This is a genomic window from Pseudomonas sp. MF6767, from assembly GCF_016405475.1.
Lineage (GTDB): Bacteria > Pseudomonadota > Gammaproteobacteria > Pseudomonadales > Pseudomonadaceae > Aquipseudomonas > Aquipseudomonas paracarnis.
In genome coordinates this window covers 229,542-256,027 of record NZ_JAEKCY010000008.1, presented here as the reverse complement: position 1 = coordinate 256,027, position 26,486 = coordinate 229,542, and the positions used below count along the sequence as shown (strand labels likewise).

General features: G+C 58.4%; 27 protein-coding genes, 4 tRNA genes and 1 riboswitch. Of the genes, 15 read left to right on the top strand and 16 right to left on the bottom strand.

What is annotated here, in order from left to right; translation table 11 throughout:
• Positions 1-219: hypothetical protein (locus tag JFT58_RS30325; protein WP_219857450.1), on the top strand; the 219-nt coding region annotated here is incomplete at its 5' end.
• A 321-nt stretch (positions 220-540) separates the two neighbouring features.
• Positions 541-1,752 carry a tyrosine-type recombinase/integrase gene (locus tag JFT58_RS15675; RefSeq protein WP_198834411.1) on the top strand — a complete coding sequence of 404 codons (1,212 nt, stop codon included), beginning with the start codon at positions 541-543 and terminating at the stop codon, positions 1,750-1,752.
• Here the strand turns inward: JFT58_RS15675 and JFT58_RS15670 are convergent.
• Complete coding sequence (locus JFT58_RS15670) at positions 1,745-2,275, bottom strand: hypothetical protein (protein ID WP_198834410.1); 531 nt, start codon at positions 2,273-2,275, stop codon at positions 1,745-1,747. The two genes, JFT58_RS15675 and JFT58_RS15670, sit on opposite strands and share 8 nt — an antisense overlap.
• Before the next feature lie 119 nt (positions 2,276-2,394).
• Between JFT58_RS15670 and JFT58_RS15665 the strand changes: the two genes are divergently transcribed.
• From JFT58_RS15665 to JFT58_RS15625, 9 genes are all read left to right on the top strand, one after another.
• Complete coding sequence (locus JFT58_RS15665) at positions 2,395-2,595, top strand: helix-turn-helix domain-containing protein (protein WP_057023908.1); 201 nt, start codon at positions 2,395-2,397, stop codon at positions 2,593-2,595.
• Positions 2,592-2,831, top strand: a complete 240-nt coding sequence (locus JFT58_RS15660) for a hypothetical protein (RefSeq protein WP_198834409.1) — start codon at positions 2,592-2,594, stop codon at positions 2,829-2,831. Before JFT58_RS15665 ends, JFT58_RS15660 begins: the two co-directional genes overlap by 4 nt.
• A gap of 120 nt (positions 2,832-2,951) precedes the next feature.
• Positions 2,952-3,164 (top strand): hypothetical protein, encoded by a 213-nt coding sequence (locus tag JFT58_RS15655; protein ID WP_198834408.1) that lies wholly within the window; start codon positions 2,952-2,954, stop codon positions 3,162-3,164.
• Positions 3,161-3,508, top strand: a complete 348-nt coding sequence (locus tag JFT58_RS15650) for a hypothetical protein (protein WP_233095403.1) — start codon at positions 3,161-3,163, stop codon at positions 3,506-3,508. The genes JFT58_RS15655 and JFT58_RS15650 overlap by 4 nt, the downstream gene beginning before the upstream one ends.
• 111 nt (positions 3,509-3,619) lie before the next feature.
• Positions 3,620-4,378, top strand: a complete 759-nt coding sequence (locus tag JFT58_RS15645; protein WP_332875132.1) for a hypothetical protein — start codon at positions 3,620-3,622, stop codon at positions 4,376-4,378.
• A gap of 414 nt (positions 4,379-4,792) precedes the next feature.
• Positions 4,793-5,467 (top strand): HK97 family phage prohead protease, encoded by a 675-nt coding sequence (locus tag JFT58_RS15640; RefSeq protein ID WP_198834406.1) that lies wholly within the window; start codon positions 4,793-4,795, stop codon positions 5,465-5,467.
• A 9-nt stretch (positions 5,468-5,476) separates the two neighbouring features.
• Positions 5,477-6,598, top strand: coding sequence for a phage major capsid protein (locus tag JFT58_RS15635; RefSeq protein ID WP_198834405.1), 1,122 nt, complete (start codon positions 5,477-5,479; stop codon positions 6,596-6,598).
• Between the two features lie 371 nt (positions 6,599-6,969).
• Entirely contained in the window at positions 6,970-10,308 is a 3,339-nt protein-coding gene (locus tag JFT58_RS15630; protein WP_198834404.1) for a tape measure protein, read from the top strand.
• Positions 10,305-10,586: a hypothetical protein gene (locus JFT58_RS15625; RefSeq protein WP_198834403.1), complete on the top strand. Its 282-nt coding sequence runs from the start codon at positions 10,305-10,307 to the stop codon at positions 10,584-10,586. Before JFT58_RS15630 ends, JFT58_RS15625 begins: the two co-directional genes overlap by 4 nt.
• 71 nt (positions 10,587-10,657) lie before the next feature.
• Here the strand turns inward: JFT58_RS15625 and JFT58_RS15620 are convergent.
• Positions 10,658-10,734 (bottom strand) — tRNA-Arg (locus tag JFT58_RS15620).
• 317 nt (positions 10,735-11,051) lie between these two features.
• On the opposite strand from JFT58_RS15620, the gene JFT58_RS15615 reads away from it, so the two are divergent.
• On the top strand, positions 11,052-11,279 hold the full coding sequence (locus tag JFT58_RS15615) for a hypothetical protein (protein WP_054896750.1): 228 nt from the start codon (positions 11,052-11,054) through the stop codon (positions 11,277-11,279).
• 10 nt (positions 11,280-11,289) lie between these two features.
• Positions 11,290-11,469, top strand: coding sequence for a PA3371 family protein (locus JFT58_RS30320; RefSeq protein WP_054896749.1), 180 nt, complete (start codon positions 11,290-11,292; stop codon positions 11,467-11,469).
• Between the two features lie 123 nt (positions 11,470-11,592).
• Here the strand turns inward: JFT58_RS30320 and JFT58_RS15610 are convergent, their stop codons facing one another.
• The gene (locus JFT58_RS15610) at positions 11,593-11,817 is read right to left on the bottom strand and encodes a hypothetical protein (protein WP_103299870.1); all 225 of its coding nucleotides are present in this window, start codon (positions 11,815-11,817) and stop codon (positions 11,593-11,595) included.
• 49 nt (positions 11,818-11,866) lie between these two features.
• Between JFT58_RS15610 and JFT58_RS15605 the strand changes: the two genes are divergently transcribed.
• Entirely contained in the window at positions 11,867-12,193 is a 327-nt protein-coding gene (locus JFT58_RS15605; protein WP_003193592.1) for an Arc family DNA-binding protein, read from the top strand.
• A 102-nt stretch (positions 12,194-12,295) separates the two neighbouring features.
• Here the strand turns inward: JFT58_RS15605 and mgtE are convergent, their stop codons facing one another.
• The 8 genes from mgtE to ltaE all read right to left on the bottom strand — a co-directional run bounded on the left by mgtE (position 12,296) and on the right by ltaE (position 20,043).
• Complete coding sequence (gene mgtE, locus JFT58_RS15600; RefSeq protein ID WP_003193593.1) at positions 12,296-13,738, bottom strand: magnesium transporter; 1,443 nt, start codon at positions 13,736-13,738, stop codon at positions 12,296-12,298.
• 348 nt (positions 13,739-14,086) lie between these two features.
• Positions 14,087-14,163: transfer RNA gene (locus JFT58_RS15595), tRNA-Arg, on the bottom strand.
• 72 nt (positions 14,164-14,235) lie between these two features.
• A tRNA-Arg gene (locus JFT58_RS15590) sits at positions 14,236-14,312 on the bottom strand.
• Between the two features lie 108 nt (positions 14,313-14,420).
• Positions 14,421-14,511: transfer RNA gene (locus tag JFT58_RS15585), tRNA-Ser, on the bottom strand.
• 62 nt (positions 14,512-14,573) lie between these two features.
• Positions 14,574-14,762 (bottom strand): carbon storage regulator CsrA, encoded by a 189-nt coding sequence (gene csrA / locus JFT58_RS15580; protein ID WP_003175645.1) that lies wholly within the window; start codon positions 14,760-14,762, stop codon positions 14,574-14,576.
• A 174-nt stretch (positions 14,763-14,936) separates the two neighbouring features.
• Positions 14,937-16,178, bottom strand: a complete 1,242-nt coding sequence (locus tag JFT58_RS15575; protein WP_003193595.1) for an aspartate kinase — start codon at positions 16,176-16,178, stop codon at positions 14,937-14,939.
• Positions 16,179-16,273: 95 nt separating this feature from the next.
• The gene (gene alaS, locus JFT58_RS15570) at positions 16,274-18,892 is read right to left on the bottom strand and encodes an alanine--tRNA ligase (protein ID WP_014719590.1); all 2,619 of its coding nucleotides are present in this window, start codon (positions 18,890-18,892) and stop codon (positions 16,274-16,276) included.
• Between the two features lie 146 nt (positions 18,893-19,038).
• On the bottom strand, positions 19,039-20,043 hold the full coding sequence (ltaE, locus tag JFT58_RS15565) for a low-specificity L-threonine aldolase (RefSeq protein WP_034128464.1): 1,005 nt from the start codon (positions 20,041-20,043) through the stop codon (positions 19,039-19,041).
• A 190-nt stretch (positions 20,044-20,233) separates the two neighbouring features.
• A riboswitch (FMN riboswitch) is annotated at positions 20,234-20,403 on the top strand.
• A 97-nt stretch (positions 20,404-20,500) separates the two neighbouring features.
• On the opposite strand from ltaE, the gene JFT58_RS15560 reads away from it, so the two are divergent.
• On the top strand, positions 20,501-21,010 hold the full coding sequence (locus tag JFT58_RS15560; protein ID WP_003193604.1) for a 6,7-dimethyl-8-ribityllumazine synthase: 510 nt from the start codon (positions 20,501-20,503) through the stop codon (positions 21,008-21,010).
• 134 nt (positions 21,011-21,144) lie between these two features.
• Here the strand turns inward: JFT58_RS15560 and astE are convergent, their stop codons facing one another.
• The 5 genes from astE to astA form a co-directional block, all read right to left on the bottom strand.
• Positions 21,145-22,149, bottom strand: a complete 1,005-nt coding sequence (astE, locus tag JFT58_RS15555) for a succinylglutamate desuccinylase (protein ID WP_054896748.1) — start codon at positions 22,147-22,149, stop codon at positions 21,145-21,147.
• Positions 22,150-22,160: 11 nt separating this feature from the next.
• Entirely contained in the window at positions 22,161-22,448 is a 288-nt protein-coding gene (locus tag JFT58_RS15550) for a hypothetical protein (RefSeq protein WP_003175651.1), read from the bottom strand.
• 26 nt (positions 22,449-22,474) lie between these two features.
• Positions 22,475-23,821 (bottom strand): N-succinylarginine dihydrolase, encoded by a 1,347-nt coding sequence (astB, locus tag JFT58_RS15545; RefSeq protein ID WP_054896747.1) that lies wholly within the window; start codon positions 23,819-23,821, stop codon positions 22,475-22,477.
• 156 nt (positions 23,822-23,977) lie between these two features.
• Positions 23,978-25,447: a succinylglutamate-semialdehyde dehydrogenase gene (gene astD, locus JFT58_RS15540; protein WP_169918848.1), complete on the bottom strand. Its 1,470-nt coding sequence runs from the start codon at positions 25,445-25,447 to the stop codon at positions 23,978-23,980.
• Positions 25,444-26,469, bottom strand: a complete 1,026-nt coding sequence (astA, locus tag JFT58_RS15535) for an arginine N-succinyltransferase (protein ID WP_003193612.1) — start codon at positions 26,467-26,469, stop codon at positions 25,444-25,446. The genes astD and astA overlap by 4 nt, the downstream gene beginning before the upstream one ends.
• Between the last annotated feature and the right edge of the window lie 17 nt (positions 26,470-26,486).

The following is a 26,486-nucleotide window of genomic DNA, read 5'->3' as shown; positions in this document are numbered from 1 at the left end:
AGGCGCGCATTCTACAGCAGCCTCATTTGCTGTCAAGTGGTTATTTTCAGAAGTTTTCGAAGATTTCTTCAACAACTTCAACCACTTGCGCTTGCGATCTCTCGTAAGCGGGAGGCGAATTCTACAGGGATCGCCATGAACGTCAACCCCTTATCCGCAAAAAAGCTAAAAACCCATTCGCCTATAAAATCAGGATGCCTCGCCGCCTCTTCTATATAAGAAGAAGCGTATAGCCCTAGGGCGTGAATACCCCCTCCCACACAAATGCATCGAACTCCAACCGGAAGAAGCCCGGCCGAGACCTGCGAAAGCGAGGAGCGAGAAAGACTGTTTTTTTAGACCGGCGAATACCGGAAAGGGAAAGCTCAACAGAGATGGTGTCCCAGGGCCGGTTCGAACGGCCAACCTTCCCCTTAGGAGGGTCAAAAATACCACTTACAAATCATACACTTACCAGTTAAATCAATGGCTTAGCGTATGGTTGTGTCCGGCTGTTCTGGCTGATATTGTGCTTTCTGCTGGTACATTGCTGGTACGGACATGAAAGCCAAGATCACCCAGAAGCTAATCAACAGCCTCAAGCCTGAGGAAAAACACTATCGGGTGTTCGATACCGATCAGCCTGGATTCTTCATCAGGGTACAGCCAACCGGCCATATGGCCTACATGGTTTCGTGGGCACGCAACCGGGAGCGCTCTCTGGGACGGGTCGGCACCCTCACACTCGCCCAGGCAAGAACCGAGGCCGCCCGATATCTTGCGGACGCTCATGAGCATGGCGAGCCCCTGGCCGTCACACGCGGCAGACGGGGTTCATCCACCCCCAGCCTGCGCCAGTTCATCGACGACACGTATATGCCATGGTTCCGGGCACATCATCGCGGTGATGAAAAGACGCTCTACAACCTCGACAACAACTTCGACACGATCATGCCCCAGCGCTTAGACGCGATCACCGGGCGCGATCTGGAGCTACTGCGCACCGGCTGGCTCAATGCCGGGAACAAGCCCTCTACGGCCAATCGCAAGATGGGATCGATCAGCGGCGTGTTCTCCCGGGCAGTTGATTGGGACTATCTGCCCTCCTCGCCCCTGGACAAGATCAAGCCCTTGAAAGTCGATACCAAGGGCCAGGTGCGCTACCTGTCGAAAGATGAAACCCGCAACTTGAGAAACGCCCTTGAAGTCCGAGAGCATCGCGCCTGCCTTGAGCGCGACAGTGCAAACAAATGGCGCACCGATCGCAATAAAGTCCTTTTCTCGGACCTGAAAAAACTTGCATTCACCGACCACTTAAAACCAATGGTTTTGGTATCGCTCAATACTGGAATGAGGCGTGGCGAACTGTTCGGCCTTACGTGGTCAATGGTCAACTTCCATAACAAGACAATCACCGTAGGCGGTGACACAGCGAAGACTTCCGAAACTCGCCATATACCGATGAACGCCGAAACCTTCAATACGTTGAAGGCATGGAAAGATCAGAGCGGAGAATCAGCCTTTGTATTCCCCGGCCTGGAGGGCGGCCGGATGGAGGACGTGAAAAGCGCCTGGTTGAAGCTGCTGAAAGAGGCGTGCATCACCGGCTTCCGCTGGCATGACATGCGACACGACTTCGCTTCACGCCTGGTAATGGCTGGGGTTCCGCTCAACACCGTCCGGGATCTGCTGGGGCACACCGACATCAAGATGACGCTACGCTATGCCCATTTGGCGCCTGACGTTAAAGCGGCTGCGGTGGAACTTATTTAGCCTTAGACTCATGAACCATTCTTTTATAATCACTATAGGCAGGATGGAAAGGCTTGTTACTGTCTAGAAATTCATAGTAGCTATTGATCATCGACCACTCACTTCTTACTAAATCAATATTGATCTTTACATGCGGTGCGGACGACTTTTCCCCAAGCGAGACTCCGTTTAAATCGCCATAAAGGTCGAACTCACCTTTAAAGTAGTCATCGCTTAAGACCCAGCCTGCCAGCCTTGAAAGATGCGACCCGGCAAATCCTTCACCTAATCCCCCAGCTCTAAGTTTCAATGTCGGCTCATCTTCCGACCATATGCACTTGAAGACAAACATGAAATCGATCTTTTCAAGAGTCATGAGCTTGAAAGGGTTGTCGACGACCAAGTCCTCCAAACCTATCTCAATGAATTGCTCCATGAGCTTGACGATCTTTTCGTTCTTCGCCACGGCGGCGAGCTCGATACCTGCTTTGAGGTAAGGCTCGATGCGTGCCGACAGCATGACCTTTTTAGATCGGTTAGCCATTCGTCATCTCCCGTTATGATGTCAAAAAATATGATTGCATTCTTTGTTACTGACAATCATGATGCCTTCACCGTCCAGTATCGTCCGGGCGTTCGGCTTACACAACTGGAGTTTTATACATGAACCATATCAACCAAGCCCCAGCCATCGCTCTTGGCATAGATGAGGCAGCTCGAGTGATCGGAGTGGCGCGATCAACGCTTTACGAAATTGCAGCTCGCGGGGAGATCGAGAGCTTCAAGCTCGGGCGGCGCCGCCTGATCCTGGTCAAGGTGCTGGACGCCTACATCAACCGCGTTGCAAAGGAGGGCGCCCGATGAACAACCAATACAGCGACATGTTCCACCCATACCAACTGAGCAAACTGATCGTGGACTTCGAAAAAGGCACCGTGATCGTCGAGGCCCTATCCGACTTCGGAGTCACACAGATTGACCTGCGCGAAATTGCCATCTCTGACGTTGACGACGACGACGTTCTGGCGAAGTTTTTCGATTCGGGCGACCTGTCGGCCATCAAAGAGTTTCGGTTTAAGCACATCGGGCAATTCCTGTGAGCGTCCGCATTATCGATCGTGCTGGGAATGTCCTCGGCACACTTCAACTGCCAGTAACGGCCCTTCTGGCCGATCTGGAGCCATTGCGCCGTCTTGGCGCCCATCGTGTGGAGGTAATCCATGAGCAAGCAAAAGCGCGCCCTTGAGGCGCAAGCGCGGGAGGTGGCCGTGCGTCATGGCTGCATCGCCGTCCGGTCCACCAAACGGCTGCCGGTGAACGGTGGCGGTGGGTTCCAGGTGGTAGACGCGGAGACGTGTTTCGTCAAAGCAGGACAGCGCTTCGATATGAGCGCAGAGCAGGTAATCCAATTTTTCGAGGGAAGCCCAGCATGAACAGAATGAACAGACAGATCGCACAATATGACGCCGAGCTAATGATGGACGCTGGCATTTTCATGAACACCATTGCCGCCCTGGTGAGCGAAAACCTCACGGAAGAAACCTATGACGAGGGCAGTCCGTTCTTGAACGGCTATCGCCTAGATGGGCTCATGAAAGGTTTGAAGCTGGCAGGATCGAGCTTGTGCGCTCGTAGCGAGAATCTGACTGAAGTGATCGAGGAAGCGGAAACGAATGAGGAGAAGTTGGCCCAGGCAGCGTTGGCGCGCCGCCAGGGTCGTGACAAACCTGGAGAGGGTAATGTCGGGGCAGAGTGTGGCACGCAACGCGCAGCCTGACAATCCTCTGACCTCAAGCAAGGGGGTCGTGAAACGCGATCCCCTTTGCGCCTGACTGTGAGCCGCTGAATGGAATGCCTAGCCACAAAACTACTTAGCCGTGGAGACACGGTGAGCATTGAGCGTGGGCAGCTCGCCATTCAACCGGCGAGCGGCAAGCCCGTACCGCCGGAGTGGATCAGTACCAACCGGGCCAGAATTTGCCGTGAAGTGCTTATGTCCGTGGGCCTGGATGCTTTCGAGTACGTAGGCTACTCAACTGGCCACTATGGCAAAACCCGGAGCGCCGGTATCACCCTTCAATTTGTCTCGATGCTTTCCGGCCAATCTGTCTACGCCGTGTTCAACGCCGATCTGACACGTCAGCGCAACACTGCCACTGGCAAGGCTGGCGCGCTGCTACCCAAGGGACAGTTCCGTATCGGTAAGCGCAGCAATTTCTACAGGTTCTGGTTGAGCGCCGGCCTGCAGATGCCAGACCGGTTGCAACGGTTCTACAAATGCATGGGCAAATTATCGACTGTTTTGATGGCTGGTGCGGTTAGTAATGACCGTTTTGATGTGCAGACACTTCAGCCTCTGACCCTCTCCGCAGACGAGGTTAGCCGGGCACTCTCAGGGCACAAGGAGGGCACAACCAAGGCACAAGGAGGGCACAAGGAGGGCACAAAGTCAGGGCACAAGGAATTGGCTACAGACCACGATTCACAAGGGTTGCAGCCGATTCCAACTACGGGCGCTTCAAACTACGGAAACAAGGTAATAAGGGAGGAAGGTTACAAGACCATTCCTTACACCCCTATAGATACCCCTAAGCCCCCTCAAGACCAGACCGTCGATGAGTGGCTTGAGGCGTACAGCTCGACCTGAGATGCCCCCAGTTGTGGGGACATCTCCTGAAAACTCAGGGCATCTAGATACCCGCAAATCCGGGGATGTACCCCGTCGAAGTGACGGGTCAGGTACATAGGGGATTTACACACATGTACGGGAAAGGCCCAGGCGGCGGGGTAACGAAACGCTACCCCATCCTTGGAACTTCTGGATTTGAGATCCGGATGGCTCAGATCCAGAAGTCATGAACCAAAACTGGATCATCTACCCCCACTGGGGGAAGACCCCAACCCCCAATGGGGGACGGACAACAAATGAACTTGCACTTAGGGTTGCTGAACGTATACTGGACACTCATACAGCGCGTGATGTGCTGTATCCCGTCCAGTTGCGCGTGATGCGTTCCCTGAGCGGCAAATGAAACTATTTGCTCCTTACGAGAGAACACTTATGCGCCCATTTCAAAGCGCCCCGCTGCAATTCAAGTTCGCCGCCGATGACTCGGTTGGCAGCTTTACCGGCTACGCCTCGACCTTCGGCGGTGAGCCAGACTTCCACGGTGACATCATCGCCCCTGGGGCATTCACCAAGAGTCTGGCCAAGCACGCAGCCGCCGGCACCCGTCCTGCACTCCTTTGGCAACACGATCAGACCAACCCTGTAGGTGTTTGGGATTCCTTCGATGAGGACGCCCAAGGCCTTCTGTCGTCTGGTCGCTTCACCTTGGACGTTCCACAAGCCAAATCAGCTCACGCCCTGGCGAAGGACGGCGCGCTGGCATTGAGCATCGGTTACACGATTCCGCCCGGCGGTGCCGAGCTGGTGAATGGTGCCCGCCTGTTGAAACAGATTGACCTGGTGGAGGTGAGCCTTGTGGCCATCGCCGCCAACCCGAACTCCCGGATCGTCAGCGTGAAGTGCGCCTTCGACCCGGACAGCCCGAACCCTCGGGAATTTGAACGCGCCGCGCGTGATGCGCTGGGGCTCTCAGCCCGCGAAGCCAAGAGGCTTATGTCGGGCGGCTGGAACGGCCTTGTTCGCGATGAGCAAGCCGACAACAGCGCAGAACTGGCCCAGATCGCGGCCAAACTCCAGAACATCACCGCGTCCCTTCAAGGGCGCTGAGGTATCACCATGTCACTCGAACTACTGACCAAAGCCGTGGACGACCACGGTACCGCCGTAAAGGCCATGAGCCAAAAGGTTGAAGAAAGCCTGACCAAAGCCGAGCAGGCCCTGGAGATTGTGCAAAAAATGGAAGAGAAAGGCGTGCGTCTGCGTGGCGGTACGAACGTCGCTGACACCAAGGGCGCGGTGCAAGCGTTCCTCAAGTCTCAGGGCGTTGCTGCTATCCGATCCGGTGCCAAAGACACAGGCCGCGTTGAACTGCCGTCGATCAGCATCAAGGCGCTGGTCAACTCTGGTCGCGGCCAGGCCGGTGACAGTGAGTACACCGTGCGCGCCGAACACGCCGCCGGCATCCAGAACGATCCACGGCTGGCATTCCAGTTGCTCGAGGTTCTGGCCAGCATCCCAGTCGGCTCAGGCACTTACGAGTTCACTCAACTGGAGAGCTTCGACAACAACGCCGACTACCAGTTGAAGGAAGGCCAGCTCAAGGCCGAGTCGAACGTCACGCTGGTGGAGGCAACCGCCAGCATTCAGACCGTCGCACACTGGACACGCGCATCTGTTCAGGTGCTGGACGACGAACCATCGCTGCAGTCCTACCTCGGCAACCTGCTGGGCTATGGCGCACTGGCCAAGCTGGAGGCAGAGATCATCAACGGCACAGGTGGTGCCGGTAAGATCCTGGGCTTGATGGCGCAAGCGGTGCCATTCGTGCCAGCCATCGCCACCACTCCAACTGATCGGGTTGGTGAGGTGGCCGCAAGCATGAAGGCCGAAGGCTGGAAGCCAAGCGTGGTGCTGATGAACCCGCTGGATTGGTTCGCCATCCAGATCCAGAAGAGCACAGACGGTCTGTACCTGTTGGGTGGACCACAAGACCCAGCAAACGCCACGCTGTGGAAGAACGTGGTGGTGGAGACTCCAAGCCTGGCACGCGGCAAGGCGTTGATCATCGACCCAGCGCACGTTCGCATCCTCGATCGTATGCAGCCAACCGTCATCGCCACTCGCTTCGACCGTGACAACCTGGTCACCAACCTGGTGACACTGCTGGCCGAGCTGCGCGCTGGTCTGGCTGTGTTCGCCAAGGATGCTATCCGTTCGGTAGACCTGACAGCAGCCTAAGCATCATCGCAGCCACGGCGACCCGCAAGGGATACGTGGCAGGGATCAGTCGGCCAGTGCCCTACAACTCAACCCCGACAGCCTGCGCAGCCAAACCATGCGACACACCAAACGGCTGGTGGCAGGCAACCCAACCCTTGAAGCACGTCAACTCCCCACATTTTCGGCCCGGGGGCGGTCAAAATCTGGCAAGCGGCAAGTCTCTAGACCACTCCCCCTCTCACGCGCAGATTTTTTCCCCTTTTTGAAAATTTGTTAATCAGCAAATGAATCAGCAAATGGCTGTAAGCCCCGCACGGCATAGCTCTCAGCCCTTCCCGGTTAATCGAATTTGTTAATGCCGTTAACAAAATTTGTTAAAGGAGCCCGCTATGGCTGGCCAGACACTTCGTTCTTTGGTTGTCAGCGTCTCCGCTGAAACCAGCGCATACCAGCGCGAAATGGCCAGGGCAGGCCGGATGGGCAACTCCTATTTACGAACAATCACTGACGGGAACCGCCAGGCGACAACCTCGTGGCGATCCCAAGAGGCAGCTATCCGCGCCCAGGGCGCCGCTATGCAATCCCTCACCTCGTCCGTTGGTGGCTATGCAGCCGCAATGGTTGGCGCCCTGGCTGTCGGCAACCTGGCTCATCAGGCCGATTCCTGGAACCTGGTTAGCGCCCGGCTCAAGCAGGCGACCACAAGCACCGCCGACTTCGCCAGCAGCCAGAAAAATCTGTTTGAGTTGAGCCAGCGCACCGGCACATCTTTTGAGGTGAACGCCAACCTGTTCAGCAGATCGGCGGCATCGATGCGCGAGTTTGGCTACTCGTCCGGCGATGCGGTCAGCCTCACCGAGTCGCTGGCCCTGGGTTTGAAGCTGTCCGGGGCCACCTCAGAAGGCGCGTCGGCAGCAATAACCCAGTTCTCGCAAGCCCTTTCCCAGGGCGTGCTTCGGGGTGAAGAGTTCAACTCGATGGCAGACAGCGGCGACAGGGTGTTGCGAGCCCTCGCCGCTGGCATGGGTGTCGCCCGCAGTGAACTCAAGGCGATGGCAGACAAGGGGCTGATCACCATCGACAAGCTTGTGCCCGCGCTGGTGGGCCAACTGGCGAAGCTCCGGGAAGAGTACGAGAAGATCCCGCCCACGATCAGCGGCTCAATGCAGGTACTGAACAACTCATTCCTGGCATGGGTTGGCGGGGCAGACAGCGCCACCGGCAGCACCACGGTGTTCTCGAAAGCCATCGTGTTCCTGGCTGACAACCTCGGCCTGCTCGCGCTGACTGGTGCCGGTGCGGCCATCGGTGCGTTAACCGGTAAGTCTCTGCTGGCCGCCCAGGGCGCCCTGACTCACGCCGCTGCGATGATCCAGCAGCGATCCGAGGCTATCGGTGTGGCCCGCGCCACCTTCACCGTCGCCGACTCCCAGGTGATCTACACCAAGGCCCAACTGGCCGCAGCTCAAGCATCTGTCGCCGGCACCACCGGCATGAAGCGACTCAGCCTTGTGCAGAGCGAGCTGATCCCGCGACAAGTGGCAGCAACCGCGGCGATCAACGCCCAGGCCGTTGCGCAGAACAACCTCAACAAGGCAATGGCGCTCACCTCGGGCCGGGCCTTGCTGGGTGTTCTCGGCGGGCCGGCGGGGATGGCGATCACGGCGGCAACTGTCGCGGCATCGTTCTACATGATGAGAGACGGGGCGAATGACGCGGGCGTCTCTATGGACAGCCTCTCCCTTTCCGTTGAGGAATATGGACGCAAGTGGAGCGAGGCATCCAAGGAGCAGCGCCGCGCCTTGCTGGTTGACGCCAAAAGCCAGCTTGGCCAGGTTCAGCAGGACCTGAACGCCGCAGTCACCGAGATTGAAAAGGCGTTCTATGAGCAGGGGCCGGTCAAGGGCAAGGCGTTCACATCGACGATTACCCAGCTCGGCGAGCTGCGCAAGGCCGCTCAAGGCGGTGCTGGTGTCGATGGAATCGTGCAAAGCCTTCTCGATGGCGTGCCGGCGGGTAACAGCTTTCGCCAGACCATTGAGAAATCAGCCGGCGCCGTCGGTGACCAGGTGGCCAACCTCAACAGCCTGAACACCCGGATCGGCGAGTTCACGCCCCTGATCGAGGCGGCAACCACTGGCGCGGCCGGCTTCGGCAAAGCTCTAAACGGCGCACTCAGCGGGGAAACGGTCAAGGCGTGGGAGCGGCGGATAGACGCCCTCAAGGAAAAGGCGTCCAAGTTCAAAGACCCCACCACACTGGGAGAAATCAATCGCCAGGCTACCCGCGACGGGCTCGACAAAACACCTGCAGGTCAGGCGCTGCTGGAACAGGCTCAACTCGCAGCCAAGACCGCCGACGCCGAAGAGCGAGCCAAAAAAGCCCAGGACGCCGCCCAGCAAAGCGCCAAACAAAGAGCCGATGAGGCTGACCGCCAGGCCAAGCAGATCCAGGACAACTACAGCCGCACGCTGAAAACCCTGAACGAACAGGCTGACGTACATGGCCGCAAGACCGAACTCGCCAAAATCGAGTTTGAGACCACCAAGGGCACCCTGACCAAGCTGGATGCGGCGAAAAAGGCTGAGCTGGAGCGCGCCGCCATCGCGGTCGACCACCTGAACAGCCAGAAGTCCTACGCCGAGTTGCTGAGTGACGTTCAAAAGGGTGAGGACGCGCTGCTGGTCACCACCCGCAAGCGCTATCAGGAGCTGGCGCGGATCAAGGAGCAAGGCGGGCTCACAGCAGACCAGTACGCGGCTGGCGCCAATGCCATCTCGAAAGGATCGGTCGAGGAAGCCCCCAAGTTTGCCGGTCTCGACGCTTCGGTGGGCGGTGCCAGTGGCGAGTTGATCAAGGTGGCCGAGGCCGACAAAGAGTTGGCCAAGTGGCACGAGAAAGAGCTGGCCAGGCAGAAGGATTTGCACGACGCGAAGCTCACGAACGAGCAGCAGTATCTGGACCGCGTCAGGGACATCAACCAGCAGAACACCGACCAGCTCAAAACGATGCAATCGGCCTACACCTCGGCCACGCTGGGCATCTTCTCCGGCATGACCGGCAACGTCGCGGACATGATGGGCGACATGGCCGGCAAGAGTTCAGCGGCATACAAGATCATGTTTGCGGCGTCGAAAGCCTCGGCAATCGCCCAGGCGATCGTCAACACGCAAGAGGCATCAACCAAAGCGCTGACTATGGGGCCGATCTTCGGTATCCCCGCCGCGTCACTGATTACCGGCCTTGGCTATGCCTCGATTGGCATCATGGCCGCGACGGCAGTGGCCGGGTTCTCTGAGGGCGGCTACACCGGCCCAGGCGGAAAGCTGGAGCCGAAGGGCGTGGTGCACGGCGGCGAGGTTGTGATACGCAAGGCCGTGGTTGATCAGCCAGGCATGAAGGACTACCTGATCGGGCTCAACGCACGCGGCTATGCCAGTGGCGGGTTCGTCGGCAACCCGGTAGCCACTCCCTCATTCAGCGCGCCCCAGGTAAGCGCCAGCGGATTGGGGGCTCCACAGATAAACATCAGCATCAAAAGCGACGGCAGCGGTGGAACGGTCGAGTCTACGGAAGGGCTCCAGGCACTGGGCGAGGCCGTCTTGGCCAAAGTGGGCGAGGAGCTGACAGCAATGCGCCAGGACATTCCCAAGATCGTCAGGGCGGGAATCATTCAAGAGAAGGGCCAAAACGGCCTGCTCGATCCAAGCAATCGGAGGAACACATGATAGACACCGAGGAGCTGGTGGAACTGACTGGCGAAATCAACGCACTGGTGATGCAGCGTCTGTTGCTCAAGCGCTTGCCCAAGGATATGCGGGAGTGCCGGGATCGATGCGAAGCCATAGGGCTGATCTTAGGCAGAGTGATGGCGGCGGTGGCGCACGAAGGTCCGCTCAGTCCTCGGTATATGGAGCTGACGGCGGAGTGTGAAGTCAAAGGGTTGGCGATGTTGGAGGCTGCCCAAGTCACTGCGCAGAAGGCAACGCTCAAGGTTGTGAAGTAGCTGGCGCTGGTAGCCTGCTGGTACGGGCTTCTGCTGCTGGCGTAGAAAACCACTCAGAAGCCCGGTTTATATGGTGTCCCAGGGCCGGTTCGAACGGCCAACCTTCCCCTTAGGAGGGGGATGCTCTATCCAATTGAGCTACTGGGACAAATGCTTACCCGGAAGGGCTAGCGACAGACGGCGTGCATCTTAACGGCCGAGGCTGGTTTTGTCATGTCGTCCGTTGGCATTTTGAATGTAGGCCGATCCCTGCGAATGCATTCAAAGCCTCTCGCTGCAGACCAAGGCCTCCAGATGCATCGTGCAAATTGCACTGCGCCAATATGCCATCATTGCAAACTGCAACCTCAAAACCCCACAAATCAAATCTAACTCTTTGTTTTTATTGGCCTAATAGGTTGGCACGACATCTGCTAAGTCATACATACACAACCAATCGTTCCAGGCACCGTGGAGACCATGACTATGAACAGCGCCCTTCTATTAGCACTGAACGCTGTGGCACTGGCCGCGGTGGTGACGTTTCATTTTCAGCCGACCAATACTGAAGACGGCGCGCAAATCAGCCAAGCCATTCCCCACCATCTGCAACAGCGCCCTCAACTCGCACTGATGACTGCCAACCCCCAGCCCCCCATTCGCCTGACCCAAGAAACCCAATCTGCCCCAGCGGCCGAGCATTGGGTTTTCTGAGAAAATATTCATGTCCAAATCTGCCTGGTTATTTCTGTGCCTGACCCTCATGTCCGCCGCACTAGGCCTGGGAGCCACCTCACAACAAGCTCAAATCCTAGCCTTCGTCGCAAGCGCCGTGCTGGGCAGCCTACTGATAATTGCACTCATCAAGGGTCGCCGAATCAAATTCGATCCACTCCTTCGCTAGCCCTCCCCCCGCCGCCCCTTCTCCCTACCTTATGTCGCCTGACACTCGTAAATAGCCGAACAGCTACTAACCTTAAGCTTGCGGGCAAAAGGCCATACCCCTATAGAAAGGACACCCTTCGACTCAGATTCCGCGCTGGCCTGAACGAAGGTTGCCGAGCTTCGCTGCAGCTGCAGGAAATTTTTCCAACCAGTCCGCAAAAACGCAAATCAGTACTGGCATAAAGCCTTTAGGCGGTTCAATATTTGTCACAGAATTGACGCCAATGAAATGGCAAATCTGAGGCATGATGCGGCCTCTTTGCAATTCGCGTTGAACTTTGGTCGTGAGCCTTGTCTTAACACTCATCTTGCGGCCAATTCCAGAAACCGCTCCCCTGAACTAACCGGTTAAATATATGCGCCCATTGAAACAGGCAATTTATTCCAGCCGTACGGCTGACAAATTCGTCGTACGTCTGCCAGACGGAATGCGGGAACGCATTGCCGAGGTGGCTCGCAATCATCACCGCAGCATGAACTCCGAAATCATCGCACGCCTGGAACAAAGCCTTATTCAGGAAGGTGCCTTGGGTGAAGAGTTGAGCATGCGCCTGGACAGCCCCGAGCTGTCACTGCACGAACGCGAACTGCTGCAGCGTTTTCGTCAACTCTCCCACCGCCAGCAAAATGCTCTCGTCTCGCTGATCGCGCACGACGTGGAGGCGGCCGCAGAAGCCAATTGATTGACACCTGAAAGCCGAAGCCAGCCCTGTGCTGGCTTTTTTTTTGCGTCGAGTTTGGGAATAAGAAGCAAAGCGAGGGCAGGTTTGCCCCCGCGGGAAGGGTCAGAGCAGGAAGATCGTTGCCAGGCCCAAGAAGATGAAGAAACCACCACTGTCAGTCATGGCCGTGATCATCACACTGGCACCCATGGCGGGATCGCGACCTAGACGCGCCAGGGTCATGGGGATCAATACCCCCATCAAGGCCGCCAGCAACAGGTTAAGGGTCATGGCCGCAGTCATGACCACACCTAGGGACCAACTGCCGTAGAGCAAGTAGGCCACCACGCCAATCACGCCCCCCCACACCAATCCGTTTATGAGGCCTACAGCCAGTTCCTTGCGCAACAGCCGTGAGGAATTGGCGGTACTGACCTGGTCCAGCGCCATGGCGCGCACGATCATGGTGATGGTCTGGTTCCCGGAGTTGCCGCCAATGCCCGCCACAATCGGCATCAACGCCGCCAAGGCAACCAGCTTCTCGATGGAGCCTTCAAACAACCCGATCACGCGAGAAGCGATAAACGCGGTAATCAGATTGATAGCCAGCCAAGCCCAGCGGTTATGCAGTGAACGCCAGACCGACGCGAAAATATCTTCCTCTTCACGCAAACCCGCCATGTTGAGGACTTCGGTTTCACTTTCCTCACGGATCAAGTCGACGATTTCATCGATGGTCAGACGACCGATCAACTTGCCGTTCTTATCAACCACCGGAGCCGAGATCAAGTCGTAACGCTCGAATGCCTGGGCCGCGTCGTAGGCATCTTCGTCCGGGTGGAAGCTCACGGTATCGCTGGCCATCAGGTCAGCAACTTTTTTCTCCGGATCATTGACCAGCAGGCGCTTGATCGGCAAAACGCCCTTGAGGATGCCCTCATAGTCGACCACAAACAATTTGTCGGTGTGGCCGGGCAACTCTTTGAGGCGGCGCAGGTAACGCAGCACCACTTCCAGGCTGACGTCTTCGCGGATGGTGACCATCTCGAAGTCCATCAGGGCGCCGACCTGATCCTCGTCGTACGACAGCGCGGAACGCACACGCTCACGCTGCTGCGTGTCGAGCGCTTCCATCAACTCATGGACAACATCACGGGGCAGCTCAGGGGCCAGGTCAGCAAGCTCGTCCGCATCCATCTCCTTGGCGGCAGCCAGGAGTTCGTGGTCATCCATGTCGGCGATGAGCGTCTCACGCACCGAGTCCGATACTTCCAGAAGGATGTCACCGTCGCGATCAGCCTTCACCAACTGCCACAGGGTCAGTCGGTCATCCAACGGCAAGGCTTCAAGAATGTAGGCGACGTCGGCGGAGTGCAGGTCATCGAGCTTGCGTTGCAACTCGACGAGGTTTTGCCGGTGAACCAGGTTTTCGACGCGGTCGTGGTTCGGACCTTCCTGGCGGTGCGTGAGGTCTTCGACCACGCGCTGGCGCTGCAGCAGCTCGATAACTTGAGCCAGACGATCCTGCAGGCTTTCTTGTGTTTTCTTTACTTCTACTTCGGTCATAGGCGAACTCCACTCCCAGCAGCGGGGCACGCCGGAAGGATCAATCAGTCAATTCATGATTGGTAAAACGGGGTACTGAGTAACTACTGGGTAAGTCCATGGAGGTATTCCACAAGCCCCGGCGGGGCTGACGGGCGCATGATACACCGCCCGGACGTTTTAAACGTTAAAAAACTGGAAAGAACAAGCGCTTGCACGCCAAAGCTCAGTATTGGCTGCATCTATGAACTGCGACGACGCAGACGCATGGGAAAACACATGAGGAGGGAGAAAAAGGAGGACGCCGGATAAAGCCTATACAAACCCCAGACGGCAAAAAGCCCGCACTAGGCGGGCTTTTTGTTTGTATGGTGCACTCGACAGGATTCGAACCTGTGACCGCTCGGTTCGTAGCCGAGTACTCTATCCAGCTGAGCTACGAGTGCAGATTGTGTTTTTAGACCAGATCACAACTGGTTGAAGCCAAGCTACCTGCATCGCTGCAACTAACTCTTAAATGGTGCACTCGACAGGATTCGAACCTGTGACCGCTCGGTTCGTAGCCGAGTACTCTATCCAGCTGAGCTACGAGTGCATTTGTTGCCGCGCATTATAGGCCGTTCAATCTCTATGTAAAGCTATTTTTTCGAGTATTTTCAACAACTTACCGAAAAAACCAGATTGCAACGTACTAAGCAAATAATGGCGGAGAACGGGGGATTCGAACCCCCGACACCCTTTTGAGGTGTACTCCCTTAGCAGGGGAGCGCCTTCGGCCACTCGGCCAGCTCTCCGCAACACGGGGCGTATATTAACCACGTTCCTCCCCGTTTGCAAACATAAAAAACGATAAAAATTAAAGGCTTGGTTCTTCGTCCTTCTCTTTCTTGATCCGCAGGTAGATTTCCTCGCGGTGGACCGCCACCTCTTTCGGAGCGTTAACCCCAATACGTACTTGATTGCCTTTGACGCCGAGCACGGTCACAGTGATTTCGCCATCACCGATAATCAGGCTTTCTGCGCAACGACGAGTCAGAATCAGCATACCTTTCACCTCACGCATTTCAGTTCAGGAACAACAGTCTGCAAAAAAAAAGCATTCGACCTACAACCAAAAGGTCGTAGCCCTACTCGCTAAGTATTGTCGAGCCCATGCAAAAGACCATGTACCCCACAAAAAAATGAAAGGCGCGGTAAACCGCGCCTTCCTGGCAACGCATCACTCGCCCTGTCGGGCCGGAGCATCCAACTCAAAAGCCGTATGCAGCGCGCGTACAGCCAGCTCCAGGTACTTCTCTTCGAGGACGACCGAGACTTTGATTTCCGAGGTGGAAATCATCTGGATGTTGATACCTTCTTTGGCAAGAGCCCCGAACATACGGCTGGCAACGCCAGCATGGGAACGCATGCCCACCCCGACGATCGACACCTTTGCAATCTTGGTATCGCCGACCACTTCACGCGCGCCAATCTCGCTCGCAGTGTTCTGCAGGATTTTCAATGCTGCATCGTATTCATTGCGATGCACGGTGAAGGTGAAATCGGTGGTGTTGTCGTGCGAAACGTTCTGCACGATCATGTCGACTTCAACATTCGCATCGCTGACAGGCCCCAGAATCTTGAAAGCCACGCCTGGGGTGTCTGGCACGCCACGGATCGTCAGCTTGGCTTCATCGCGATTGAAAGCGATGCCGGAAATGATCGGCTGTTCCATGGATTCCTCTTCATCAATAGTAATGAGGGTGCCCGGACCCTCCTTGAAGCTGTGCAATACGCGCAGCGGAACGTTGTACTTGCCGGCGAACTCCACCGCACGAATCTGCAACACCTTGGAACCAAGGCTGGCCATTTCCAGCATTTCTTCAAAGGTGATCTTGTCCAGCCGTTGGGCCACTGGCACGACGCGTGGGTCAGTGGTGTAGACGCCATCCACATCGGTATAGATCTGGCATTCGTCAGCCTTGAGCGCTGCCGCCAGGGCCACACCGGTGGTGTCCGAACCGCCACGACCCAGCGTGGTGATGTTGCCGTGCTCATCCACGCCCTGGAAACCCGCTACAACTACCACACGGCCTGCTTTGAGATCAGTGCGAATTTTCTGATCATCAATCTGCAGGATCCTCGCCTTGGTATGTGCGCTGTCTGTAAGAATGCGCACCTGACTACCAGTGTAGGACACCGCTGGCACGCCACGCTTGTTCAGCGCCATGGCCAACAGCGCAATGGTTACCTGCTCGCCCGTGGAGACAATCACATCCAGCTCGCGCGGCAGCGGCTGTTGATCACCGCTGATGGCCTTGGCCAGATCGATCAGGCGATTGGTCTCGCCACTCATGGCCGACAGCACCACTACCAGATCATCGCCAGCATCGCGGAACTTCTTAACCTTGTCGGCGACCTGCTCGATTCTTTCGACAGAACCGACCGAGGTGCCTCCAAATTTCTGTACGATCAAAGCCATTTCCAAGCCGCCTCAGCCCGTAAAGGGGCGCCTAATTTCCAATCCACCCGCACTGAACAAGCCCGTGACTAGACCACGGGCCGGTTAACAGTGCTTTAAATACCTGCCTCGACAAATGGCACGGTCAAGGCCAGCGCCGCGTCCAGAGCTGCGGCATCGACACCACCGCCTTGCGCCATGTCCGGACGACCACCGCCCTTGCCGCCCACTGTCGCAGCGGCTTGCTTCATCAAATCACCGGCTTTGAGTTGGCCAGTCAGGTCCTTGGTTACACCAGCAACCAGAACGACCTTATCCTCATGGACACTGCCGAGCAGGATCACTGCGCGGCCGAGCTTGTTCTTCAACTGATCGACCAAGGCCAACAGCGCCTTGCCATCCTGGCCGTCCAGGCGCGCAGCCAGGACTTTTACGTCCTTGACGTCAACCGCCGCGGCCGACAGGTCATCGCCCGCAGCGCTCGCCGCCTTGGCCTGCAACTGCTCCAGCTGTTTCTCAAGCGCACGGTTGCGCTCCAGCACGGCGGACAGCTTGTCGATCAGGTTGTCGCGGCTGCCCTTGACCAGGCCGGCCGCTTCCTTGAGTTGTTCTTCGGCTGCATTGAGATAAGCCAGGGCCGCAGCACCGGTTACCGCTTCAATACGACGTACGCCCGAGGCCACACCACCTTCGCTGATGATCTTCAGCAGGCCGATATCGCCGGTGCGGTTGGCGTGGATGCCACCACAGAGTTCTACCGAGAAGCTGCCGCCCATGCTCAGTACGCGGACTTCGTCGCCGTACTTCTCGCCAAACAGCGCCATGGCGCCTTTATTCCTGGCGGTCTCGATATCGGTTTCTTCGGTTTCAACCGGGGTATTCTTGCGAATCTCGGCGTTGACGATGTCTTCCAGGGCCTTGATCTGCTCAGGCTTGATCGCTTCAAAGTGGCTGAAGTCAAAACGCAGGCGCTGGCTGTCCACCAACGAACCTTTTTGCTGCACGTGCTCGCCCAGTACCTGGCGCAGCGCGGCGTGCAGCAAGTGAGTGGCCGAATGGTTCAACGCCGTGGCATGCCGTACGTCGGCATCCACCTGGGTGTCTACCGGTGCGCCCACGGTCAAGTTGCCCAGCACCAGCACACCGTGATGCAGGAAAGCCCCGCCGGTCTTGGTGGTGTCGCGCACATCAAAACGACCGGATGTCGAGCTCAGGAAACCGCAATCGCCAATCTGGCCACCCGACTCGGCATAGAAAGGCGTCTGGTCCAGTACCACAACCGCCTCTTCACCTTCGCTCAACACGTCGACCGACTTGCCGTCTTTATAGATGGCGACGATCTTGGCCGAGCCCGCAGTCGCCTTGTAGCCGGTGAACTCGGTCGGTACGTCAACCTTGACCAGGGTGTTGTAGTCCAGGCCAAAGGAGCTGGCCGAACGTGCGCGCACGCGCTGGGCTTCCATCTCACGCTCGAAACCGGCTTCGTCGACGGTCAACTCACGCTCGCGGGCGATGTCGGCAGTCAGGTCCATCGGGAAACCATAGGTGTCGTACAACTTGAACACCACATCACCCGGCACCACGGTGCCTTTGAGCTCAGCCAGGTCCTGTTCCAGAATCTTCAGGCCATGCTCCAGGGTCTTGGAGAATTGCTCCTCTTCAGCCTTGAGCACCCGCTCGATGTTGCTTTGCTGTTGCTTGAGTTCCGGGAAGGCATCGCCCATCTCGGCAACCAGCGCGGCCACGATCTTGTAGAAGAAGCTGCCGGTAGCGCCCAGCTTGTTACCGTGGCGGCACGCGCGACGGATGATGCGACGCAGCACGTAGCCACGGCCTTCGTTGGACGGCAGCACGCCGTCGGCGATAAGAAAACCGCAGGAACGGATGTGGTCCGACACCACCTTGAGCGAAGACTGGCCTTCATTGGCGCAGCCAATGGCCGCCGCCGAGGCGCTCAGCAGGTTGGTGAACAGGTCGATTTCGTAGTTGGAGTGAACGTGCTGCATCACCGCACTGATCCGCTCCAGGCCCATGCCGGTGTCCACCGACGGTGCCGGCAGCGGATGCAACACGCCATCGGCGGTGCGGTTGAACTGCATGAACACGTTGTTCCAGATCTCGATGTAACGGTCGCCGTCTTCTTCCGGCGAACCTGGCGGGCCACCCCAGATATCGTCGCCGTGATCGTAGAAAATCTCGGTGCACGGGCCGCACGGGCCGGTATCGCCCATGGTCCAGAAGTTATCGGACGCGTAGGGCGCGCCTTTGTTGTCACCGATACGGATCATGCGCTCGGCAGGTACACCGATTTCCTGGGTCCAGATGTCATACGCTTCATCGTCCGTCGCGTACACAGTGACCCAGAGCTTTTCCTTGGGCAGCTTCAGCACGCCGGTGAGGAAGGTCCAGGCGAACGTGATCGCGTCTTTCTTGAAATAGTCGCCGAAGCTGAAGTTACCCAGCATCTCGAAAAAGGTGTGGTGACGAGCGGTGTAGCCGACGTTTTCCAGGTCACTGTTCTTGCCGCCGGCGCGTACGCACTTCTGGCTGCTGGTAGCGCGGGTGTAGGCGCGCTTTTCCTGGCCCAGGAAGCAGTCCTTGAACTGGTTCATCCCCGCGTTAGTGAACAGCAGGGTTGGGTCATTGCCTGGGATCAAGGAGCTGGAGGCTACACGGGTGTGACCTTGCTCTTCGAAGAAGCGAAGGAAGGCTTCACGGATTTCTGCGCTTTTCATTAGGTTCTTCCACGGAGGCTGCGGCCAAAGGCCAGTGCGCAACATCATCAGACGGAGCGACGGCAAAGGGCCGCATTATATCGGCCCTTTGCCGGTGGTACAGCGTGTTTATGTGATAGAAACAGTCAATTAGACGGCCTGCACTGTCATTTCTGCGAAAACGCGACGAATGTCTGCAGCACTTGCTCGATCTGCGCCCGGCTGACGTCCAGATGGGTGACCATGCGCAGGCGCGGCGCGGCACTCAACTTGACCCCACGCTCGGCCGCAAAGGCCTTCAGCGCCTGCGCCTGATCGCCTACCTGCACATACACCATATTGGTCTGCACCGGCTCGACGCTGTAGCCGGCCTTGCGTAACTCATCGCCCAGCCATTGCGCGTTGGCATGGTCGTCAGCCAGGCGCTGCACCTGATGATCCAGAGCATACAACCCCGCCGCCGCCAGTGAGCCGGCCTGGCGCATGCCGCCGCCGACCATCTTGCGCAAGCGCCGAGCCTTGGCGATCAGCGCCGCCGAGCCACACAGCACCGAACCGACCGGCGCGCCGAGGCCCTTGGACAGGCACACCGACACCGAATCGAAGTGCTGGGCGATTTCTCTCGCATCCACCCCCAGCTTGACTGCTGCGTTGTAAAGGCGGGCGCCATCCAGGTGCAGGGCCAGGCCGTGCTCGTGGGTAAATGCCCGGGCCTTGGCCAGATAATCCAGCGGCAGCACTTTGCCCTGCATGGTGTTTTCCAGCGCCAGCAGGCGCGTGCGCGCGAAGTGGAAGTCGTCGGGCTTGATGGCTGCAAGCACCTGGTTCAGATCAAGGGAGCCATCAGCTTGAACCTCCAGGGGCTGCGGCTGGATCGACCCCAGCACCGCCGCACCGCCACCTTCGTATTTGTAGGTGTGGGCCTGCTGGCCGACGATGTATTCCTCGCCGCGCTCACAGTGAGCCATCAACGCCAGGAGGTTGCTCATGGTGCCGGTGGGTACGAACAGCGCCGCGGCAAAGCCCAGGCGCTTGGCCAACTCGGCCTCCAAGCGGTTAACGCTGGGGTCTTCACCATAAACATCATCGCCGCTGACGGCGCTGGCCATTGCGTCGAGCATGCCGGGGGTAGGTTGGGTCACGGTGTCGCTGCGCAGGTCGATCACGGTCATGAAGGGGGCCTCTAACGGAGTGGATAAGTCCTTTTGTGTGTGATTACTGCGGGCAAAGCCACGGAATATCAAGCCCCTATTGCATTCATTCGAATACCAACCAATCAAACCGATATAAGTTATCGAGACGGCAGCCGTGCAGTTTTCGAAAAACCATGTTAAAAACTCTCCGCCGCCAGGGTTCTGGCGGCAACGTTCTCAGGGCGGGGTGCAATTCCCCACCGGCGGTAATTGCACGCAATGTGCATAGCCCGCGAGCGCTTGGCGCCTTGAACTGCTCAGGCAGGACGGCGACAAGGTCAGCAGACCCGGTGTGATCCCGGGGCCGACGGTCATAGTCCGGATGAAGAGAGAACGGGATTGGCACCTAAGGGCCGCGCGCCTGTTTGCGCATGCGTACCCTTAAATCCCATTCGATTCATAACGCCCTGTTTTTTTCTTAAACAGGAGTCAGAACATGCAACCCACCGCAATCGACAGCAAAAGCAAAAACCATCACGGCGAGCGCGTCGCGTTTATCCAGGCCTGCTGGCACAAGGATATTGTCGACCAGTCGCGCAAAGGCTTCCTCGCCGAAATGATCGCCCAGGGTTATCAGGAATCGGACATCGACTTCTTCGAAGTCGGCGGCGCCTTTGAAATGCCCCTACACGCCAAGTTGCTGGCCAAGACCGGCCGTTACGCCGGGATCGTCGCTGCCGCGCTGGTGGTGGACGGTGGCATCTACCGTCACGAATTCGTCGCGCAATCAGTGGTCAGCGGCCTGATGCAGGTGCAGTTGGAAACTGAAGTGCCGGTGTTCTCGGTGTCCCTGACGCCGCACCACTTCCATGCCGGCAGCGAGCACACCACGTTCTTCTATGAGCACTTCGTGCACAAGGGTCAGGAAGCTGCGCGTACCTGCGCCGATACCCTGCACAAAGTGCGGGCGATCCGTCGTAGCGAGCCGCGTGCGGTAGCGGTCTAAATCCAAGCCTCACCGCAAACCAGTGTGGGAGCTGGCTTGCCTGCGATGCAGACACCTGGGGTGTATCAGTGATACCCAGGTGATGCTATCGCAGGCGAGCCAGCTCCCACATTGGACTGAGCCAGACTTGGCTCTCAGGCCAGGCCGGCATCGGTGGTGGGCACGATCAATATCCCGGCGCGCAAGCCGTTCTTCACCTTTGGGTTGGGGAAGATGATGCGGGCGCCCTCCTCCTCGATCACCCAGCGGGTCTTGGCCACGTCTTCGGCCAGCAGGTAGCCCTTTTCCAATTCCGAAAAGTTTTCCACATCTGCGGGCAGGTGCAGCAGGAAGGCGTCGCTGTGCTTGATCACTTCCCGTGCAACGGCGAAGAGCTTCAGGCCGTCGAGGTTGCCGGTCTCAGGCTCGTTGCCCTCGATGATCTGCTTCAGACGCGCCTCCAGGCGCGACACGTCCACACCGTCGTTCTGCCCGAACGGGCGCGCCTTGCCCAACTCCAGGGTGAAAGCCTCGGCGCCGAGTTGCTCGTAGGTAAAGGCGGTGAAGGTAATCGAGGTTTTGTTCTGCAGCAGCACCGCCTGCATGCCGGCCGCGTTCAAGCGCTCCAGCTCACGGCGCGAATGCTGTCGGTCTTCCTTCCACGGGTACAACGCGAACTGCTCGATTTTTGAACCACGAATCGCGGTATGCAGGTCGTAATGCAGGCGCGAGCGGCCAGGCAGGCTGAAAAAGCTGCGGGCCAATTGCTCAAGCTCGGCGGCGCGCATGGCTTCGGGGCCGATGTTTTGTTCATGACGGCCATTGAACAGCCGGTTGACGTCCAGCTCGAGGTAACGCTCACCGCGGCGCATGGCCTCGGTATTACCGAACAGGAACAGAATACGGGTGCGGGGTTTGATCTCCCCGCGGGCAATGCCATGCAACAGGCGGTCGAGCAATTCGATCGGCGCGGTTTCGTTGCCATGGATGCCGGACGACAGCAGCAAGTCGCTGCCGTTGTCCAGAGCTTCAGGAGGACGCACTTCAAGCGCGCCTTCGCTGAGCCAGCGCATCTGCACGCCGTCGACAGTCAGTTGAATTTTTTGCGCCGGTTCACGACCGGCGAGGGTCAGTTCAAGCAGTTTGCCGAGGGCGAGCATAAGCAGCTTCCTTAGTGGTTGCAGCCTGGGCCATGGACGTGATCGTCGTCGTCACCTTCAACGTCGGCCGGTTCCATTTCCAGCTGCAGGCTCATCAGGTTGGTGGCCAATGGGCGCATCAGCAGGTTGGCGTACTCGGCGTCGCCCTCCTCTACGTCTACGCCAATCAGCAGTTGGCCGCGGCCATCGTGCTGGATCCAGATCTCCTTGCCCTGCCAGACCACGGCGACGCGGGTGCAGGAGGTTTCCAGCTGGGTGCCGTCGGTGTCTTCAAGGATGAGTTTCAGGGTGTCGGTCATAAATAAAATATCTCAGCCGTGTGGCATTAATTGATCTGGAAAGGATAAACCGAGCCCAGTTTAAGGATCTGCGTCAGTTCATCCAGTGCCGTCCGGCACTCAAGCAGCAACTGCGGGTCAGCCAGGTCGGTTTCGCGCAGGCTGTCACGGTAGTGCTTGCCCACCCATTGGGTCAGGGTTTCGTACAACGGCGCAGTCATGATAACCCCTGGGTTCACGGCCGCCAGCTCGGTTTCGTTCAACGCCACACGCAGGCGCAGGCACGCCGGCCCACCGCCATTCTGCATGCTTTGCTTGAGGTCGAAGACCTTGACCTCGCGAATCAGCCCGCCGGAAGCGGTCAGGCCTTGCAGGTACTGCCACACGCGCTCATTGGCGCGGCACTCTTCCGGCACGATCAGCAGCATCGAACCGTCAGGACGAGTCAGCAACTGGCTGTTGAACAGGTAGGAACGCACCGCGTCCTCGACACTGACCAACGCGCGAGGCACACACACCGACTGGAAGTTGCCGCCCAACTTGCCCAACTTGCCGTGCAGCTCGGCAAGCATCTGTTCGGTGTTGAGGAACGCATCCTCGTGATAGAACAGCACCTCGCCGTTGCCCACCGCGATCACATCGTTGTGGAACACACCGGCATCGATCACCGCAGGGTTCTGCTGGGCGTAGACCACACCGTGCTCCTTCAAGCCATGCAGGCGCGCAACGGCCTGGGAGGCTTCGAGGGTCTGGCGCGCCGGGTACTTCTGCGGGGCCGGGTAACGGGGGTCGAAAGCACTACGGCCGAAGACGAAAAACTCGACGCCCGCCTCGCCGTACTCACGACAGAAACGCGTGTGGTTGGCCGCGCCTTCATCGCCAAATTGCGCCACGGCCGGCAAGGCGGCGTGGTGAGCGAAATGCTTGCCATCGGAGAACATCGCCCCCAGCACTCGGCTGGTGGTGGGGTGCTCGATGCTGCGGTGGTATTTGCAATTGAGGTTGGCAGCGGTGAAATGCACACGACCGTCTGCGGTGTCGGCACTTGGGCTGACGGTGGCGGCGTTGGCTACCCACATGCTGGATGCCGAGCAGCTCGCTACCAGCAAAGGCATGGCCTGCCTGGCAGCCTGCTCGATCACCTGAGCGTCGGTGCCGCTGAAACCCAAGCTGCGCAAGGCGGCTACATCCGGGCGCTCCTGGGGCGCCAATACACCTTGCACAAAGCCCATGTCCATCAGGGCTTTCATTTTCTGCAGGCCCTGCAACGCCGCTTCCTTCGGGTTGGAAGACTGCTGGCTGTTGCTTTGGGACGCGACGTTGCCGAATGACAAACCGCCGTAGTTATGGGTCGGCCCCACTAGACCGTCAAAATTGACTTCACAGGATTTCATCGGCGAGGCTCCACAAACATCTGTTTTTATAGGCATCAAATCACTTGAATACACCACAGATCCATTGTGGGAGCGGGCTTGCTCGCGAAAGCGGTGGTTCAGTCACTTCAAATGTTGAATGAAACACCGCATTCGCGAGCAAGCCCGCTCCCACATTTAGATCAGCGTTATACCTGGCGTGAGCGTTGCCGGGACTATCAGGCTTGGCGTTTCCAACGACGCCACCGGGTACGCGCAATAATCCGCCGCGTAATAGGCACTGGCGCGATGATTGCCCGACGCCCCGACACCACCGAACGGCGCGGTACTGGCAGCGCCGGTCAACTGCTTGTTCCAGTTGACGATACCGGCGCGGCTTTCCAGCCAGAACTGCTGGTAACGCGCTTCGGAGTCCGACAACAGGCCAGCGGCCAGGCCGTACTGGGTGTTGTTGGCCTCAGCGATGGCACCGGCAAAATCCGCATAGCGGATCACCTGCAGCAGCGGGCCGAACAGCTCTTCGTCTTCACGTTCCGTCACCCCGGTTACGTCGATGATTCCAGGGGTCAACAATGCGGCCTGAGCCTGAGGCTGGGTCATTTCCAGCAGTGCCACGGCGCCATTGGCCAACATCAGTTCCTGGGCTTGCATCAAGGCTCTGGCCGCAGCCAGGGAGATCACCGACCCCATGAACGGCGCCGGTTGCTGATCGAAAGCGCCCACTTCAATGCTCGCACTCACCGCCACCAGGCGCGCCAGCAAGGCATCGCCCCAGGCACCTTGCGGCACCAGCAAGCGGCGCGCGCAGGTGCAACGCTGGCCCGCCGAGATAAACGCCGACTGGATGATGGTGTACACCGCCGCATCCACGTCGGCGACTTCGTCCACGACCAGCGGGTTATTACCGCCCATTTCCAGGGCCAGGATCTTGTCGGGCCGCCCTGAGAATTGCTGGTGCAAGTGATTGCCGGTGCGGCTGGAGCCGGTAAAGAACAGGCCGTCGATGCCTGGGTTGGCCGCCAGGGCGATGCCGGTTTCCCGCGCGCCTTGCAGCAGGTTCAGCACGCCCGCCGGCAAACCGGCTTCGATCCAGCACTGTACGGTCAGCTCAGCGACCTTGGGGGTCAGCTCGCTCGGCTTGAACAGCACGGTATTGCCCGCCAGCAACGCCGGGACGATGTGCCCATTGGGCAAGTGCCCAGGGAAGTTGTAAGGGCCGAACACCGCCACCACACCGTGGGGTTTATGGCGCAACACAGCGGTGGCGTCGCCCAGGGGGCCGCTCTTCTCGCCGGTACGCTCGTGGTAGCTTTGCACCGAGATCGCAATCTTGTTGGCCATGCTGGTGACTTCAGTGGCCGACTCCCACAGTGGCTTGCCGGTTTCTTCGCCAATGCAGCGGGCGATTTCATCGGCACGGCTTTTAAGCGTGGCGGCGAAGGTTTCCAGCACGCTGATGCGTTCTTCGAGCGGGCGCTTGGCCCATGCCGGGAATGCCTGGCGCGCAGCCTGCACGGCGGATTCGACCTGTTCGGCACTGGCACCATTGCCAGCCCACAGCACTTGCTGAGTCACCGGGTTGCGCGATTCAAACAGCTCACCCTGGCCAGCCAGCCAGCTACCTGCGATATACAGCGAATTCATTATTTGGACTCCCGAGCAGCAGACAACGCAACAGCACGCACTTGATCACCCACCACCAGTTGCAGGCGCTTGGCGGTCTGTGGATCGACCACCAGCGTACCTGCCGCCAGACGGGCCGGAGCGGCGGTGATACGGCATTCCTCGCGCTTGCGGTTATGGATCAGGAACGGCGTGGCATCGTCCCCCGGCGTGCCGATGGCCAACACCAGTGACTGGCTGTCGCGCACCGCACGGATCTTGCTGGTTTCACATTCCACCGCCGGGCCGGCGTCGAAAATATCCACATAGCCCTGGTAGCTGAAGCCTTCGCTCTTGAGCATGCTCAGCGCCGGCTCGGTGTCCGGGTGGACCTTGCCGATTACATTGCGCGCGTCTTCGGAGAGAAAGCAGCTGTACAGCGGGAACTTGGGCATCAGCTCGGCGATAAACGCCTTGTTGCCTACGCCCGTGAGGTAGTCGGCCTGGCTGAACTCCATCTTGAAGAAGTGCCGGCCCAGGCTTTCCCAGAACGGCGAACGCCCGGCGTCGTTGGACACACCGCGCATCTCGGCAATGATCTTGTTGCCGAACAGTTGCGGGAACTCGGCGATAAACAACATGCGCGCCTTGGCCAGCATGCGACCGTTGAGGCCGTTGCGGTAATCGGCATGCAAAAACAACGAGCACAATTCGGAATTACCGGTGAGGTCGTTGGCCAGGAACAGCGTCGGTATCTCACGGTAGATATTCAGTTCCTGGGAAGCGCTGACAGTCAGCCCAACCCGGAAGTTGTACCACGGCTCGCGCAGGCCAACGGCGCCAGCGATGGCGGAGATTCCCACCACGCGGCCTTCGTCGTTTTCCAGCACGAACAGGTAGTCGGCATCGCCGCGCCCGGCTTCGCCGCGAAAGGTTTTTTCCGCCCAGCCCACCCGGTGGGTCAGGCGCTCTTCGTTGGCCGGCAAGGTGGTGAGGCCGGTGCCAGTGCTGCGCGCCAGGTCTATCAGGGCCGGTAAATCGCTGCTGCGTACGGGACGAACGATCATGCTATCTCCTCGAACGG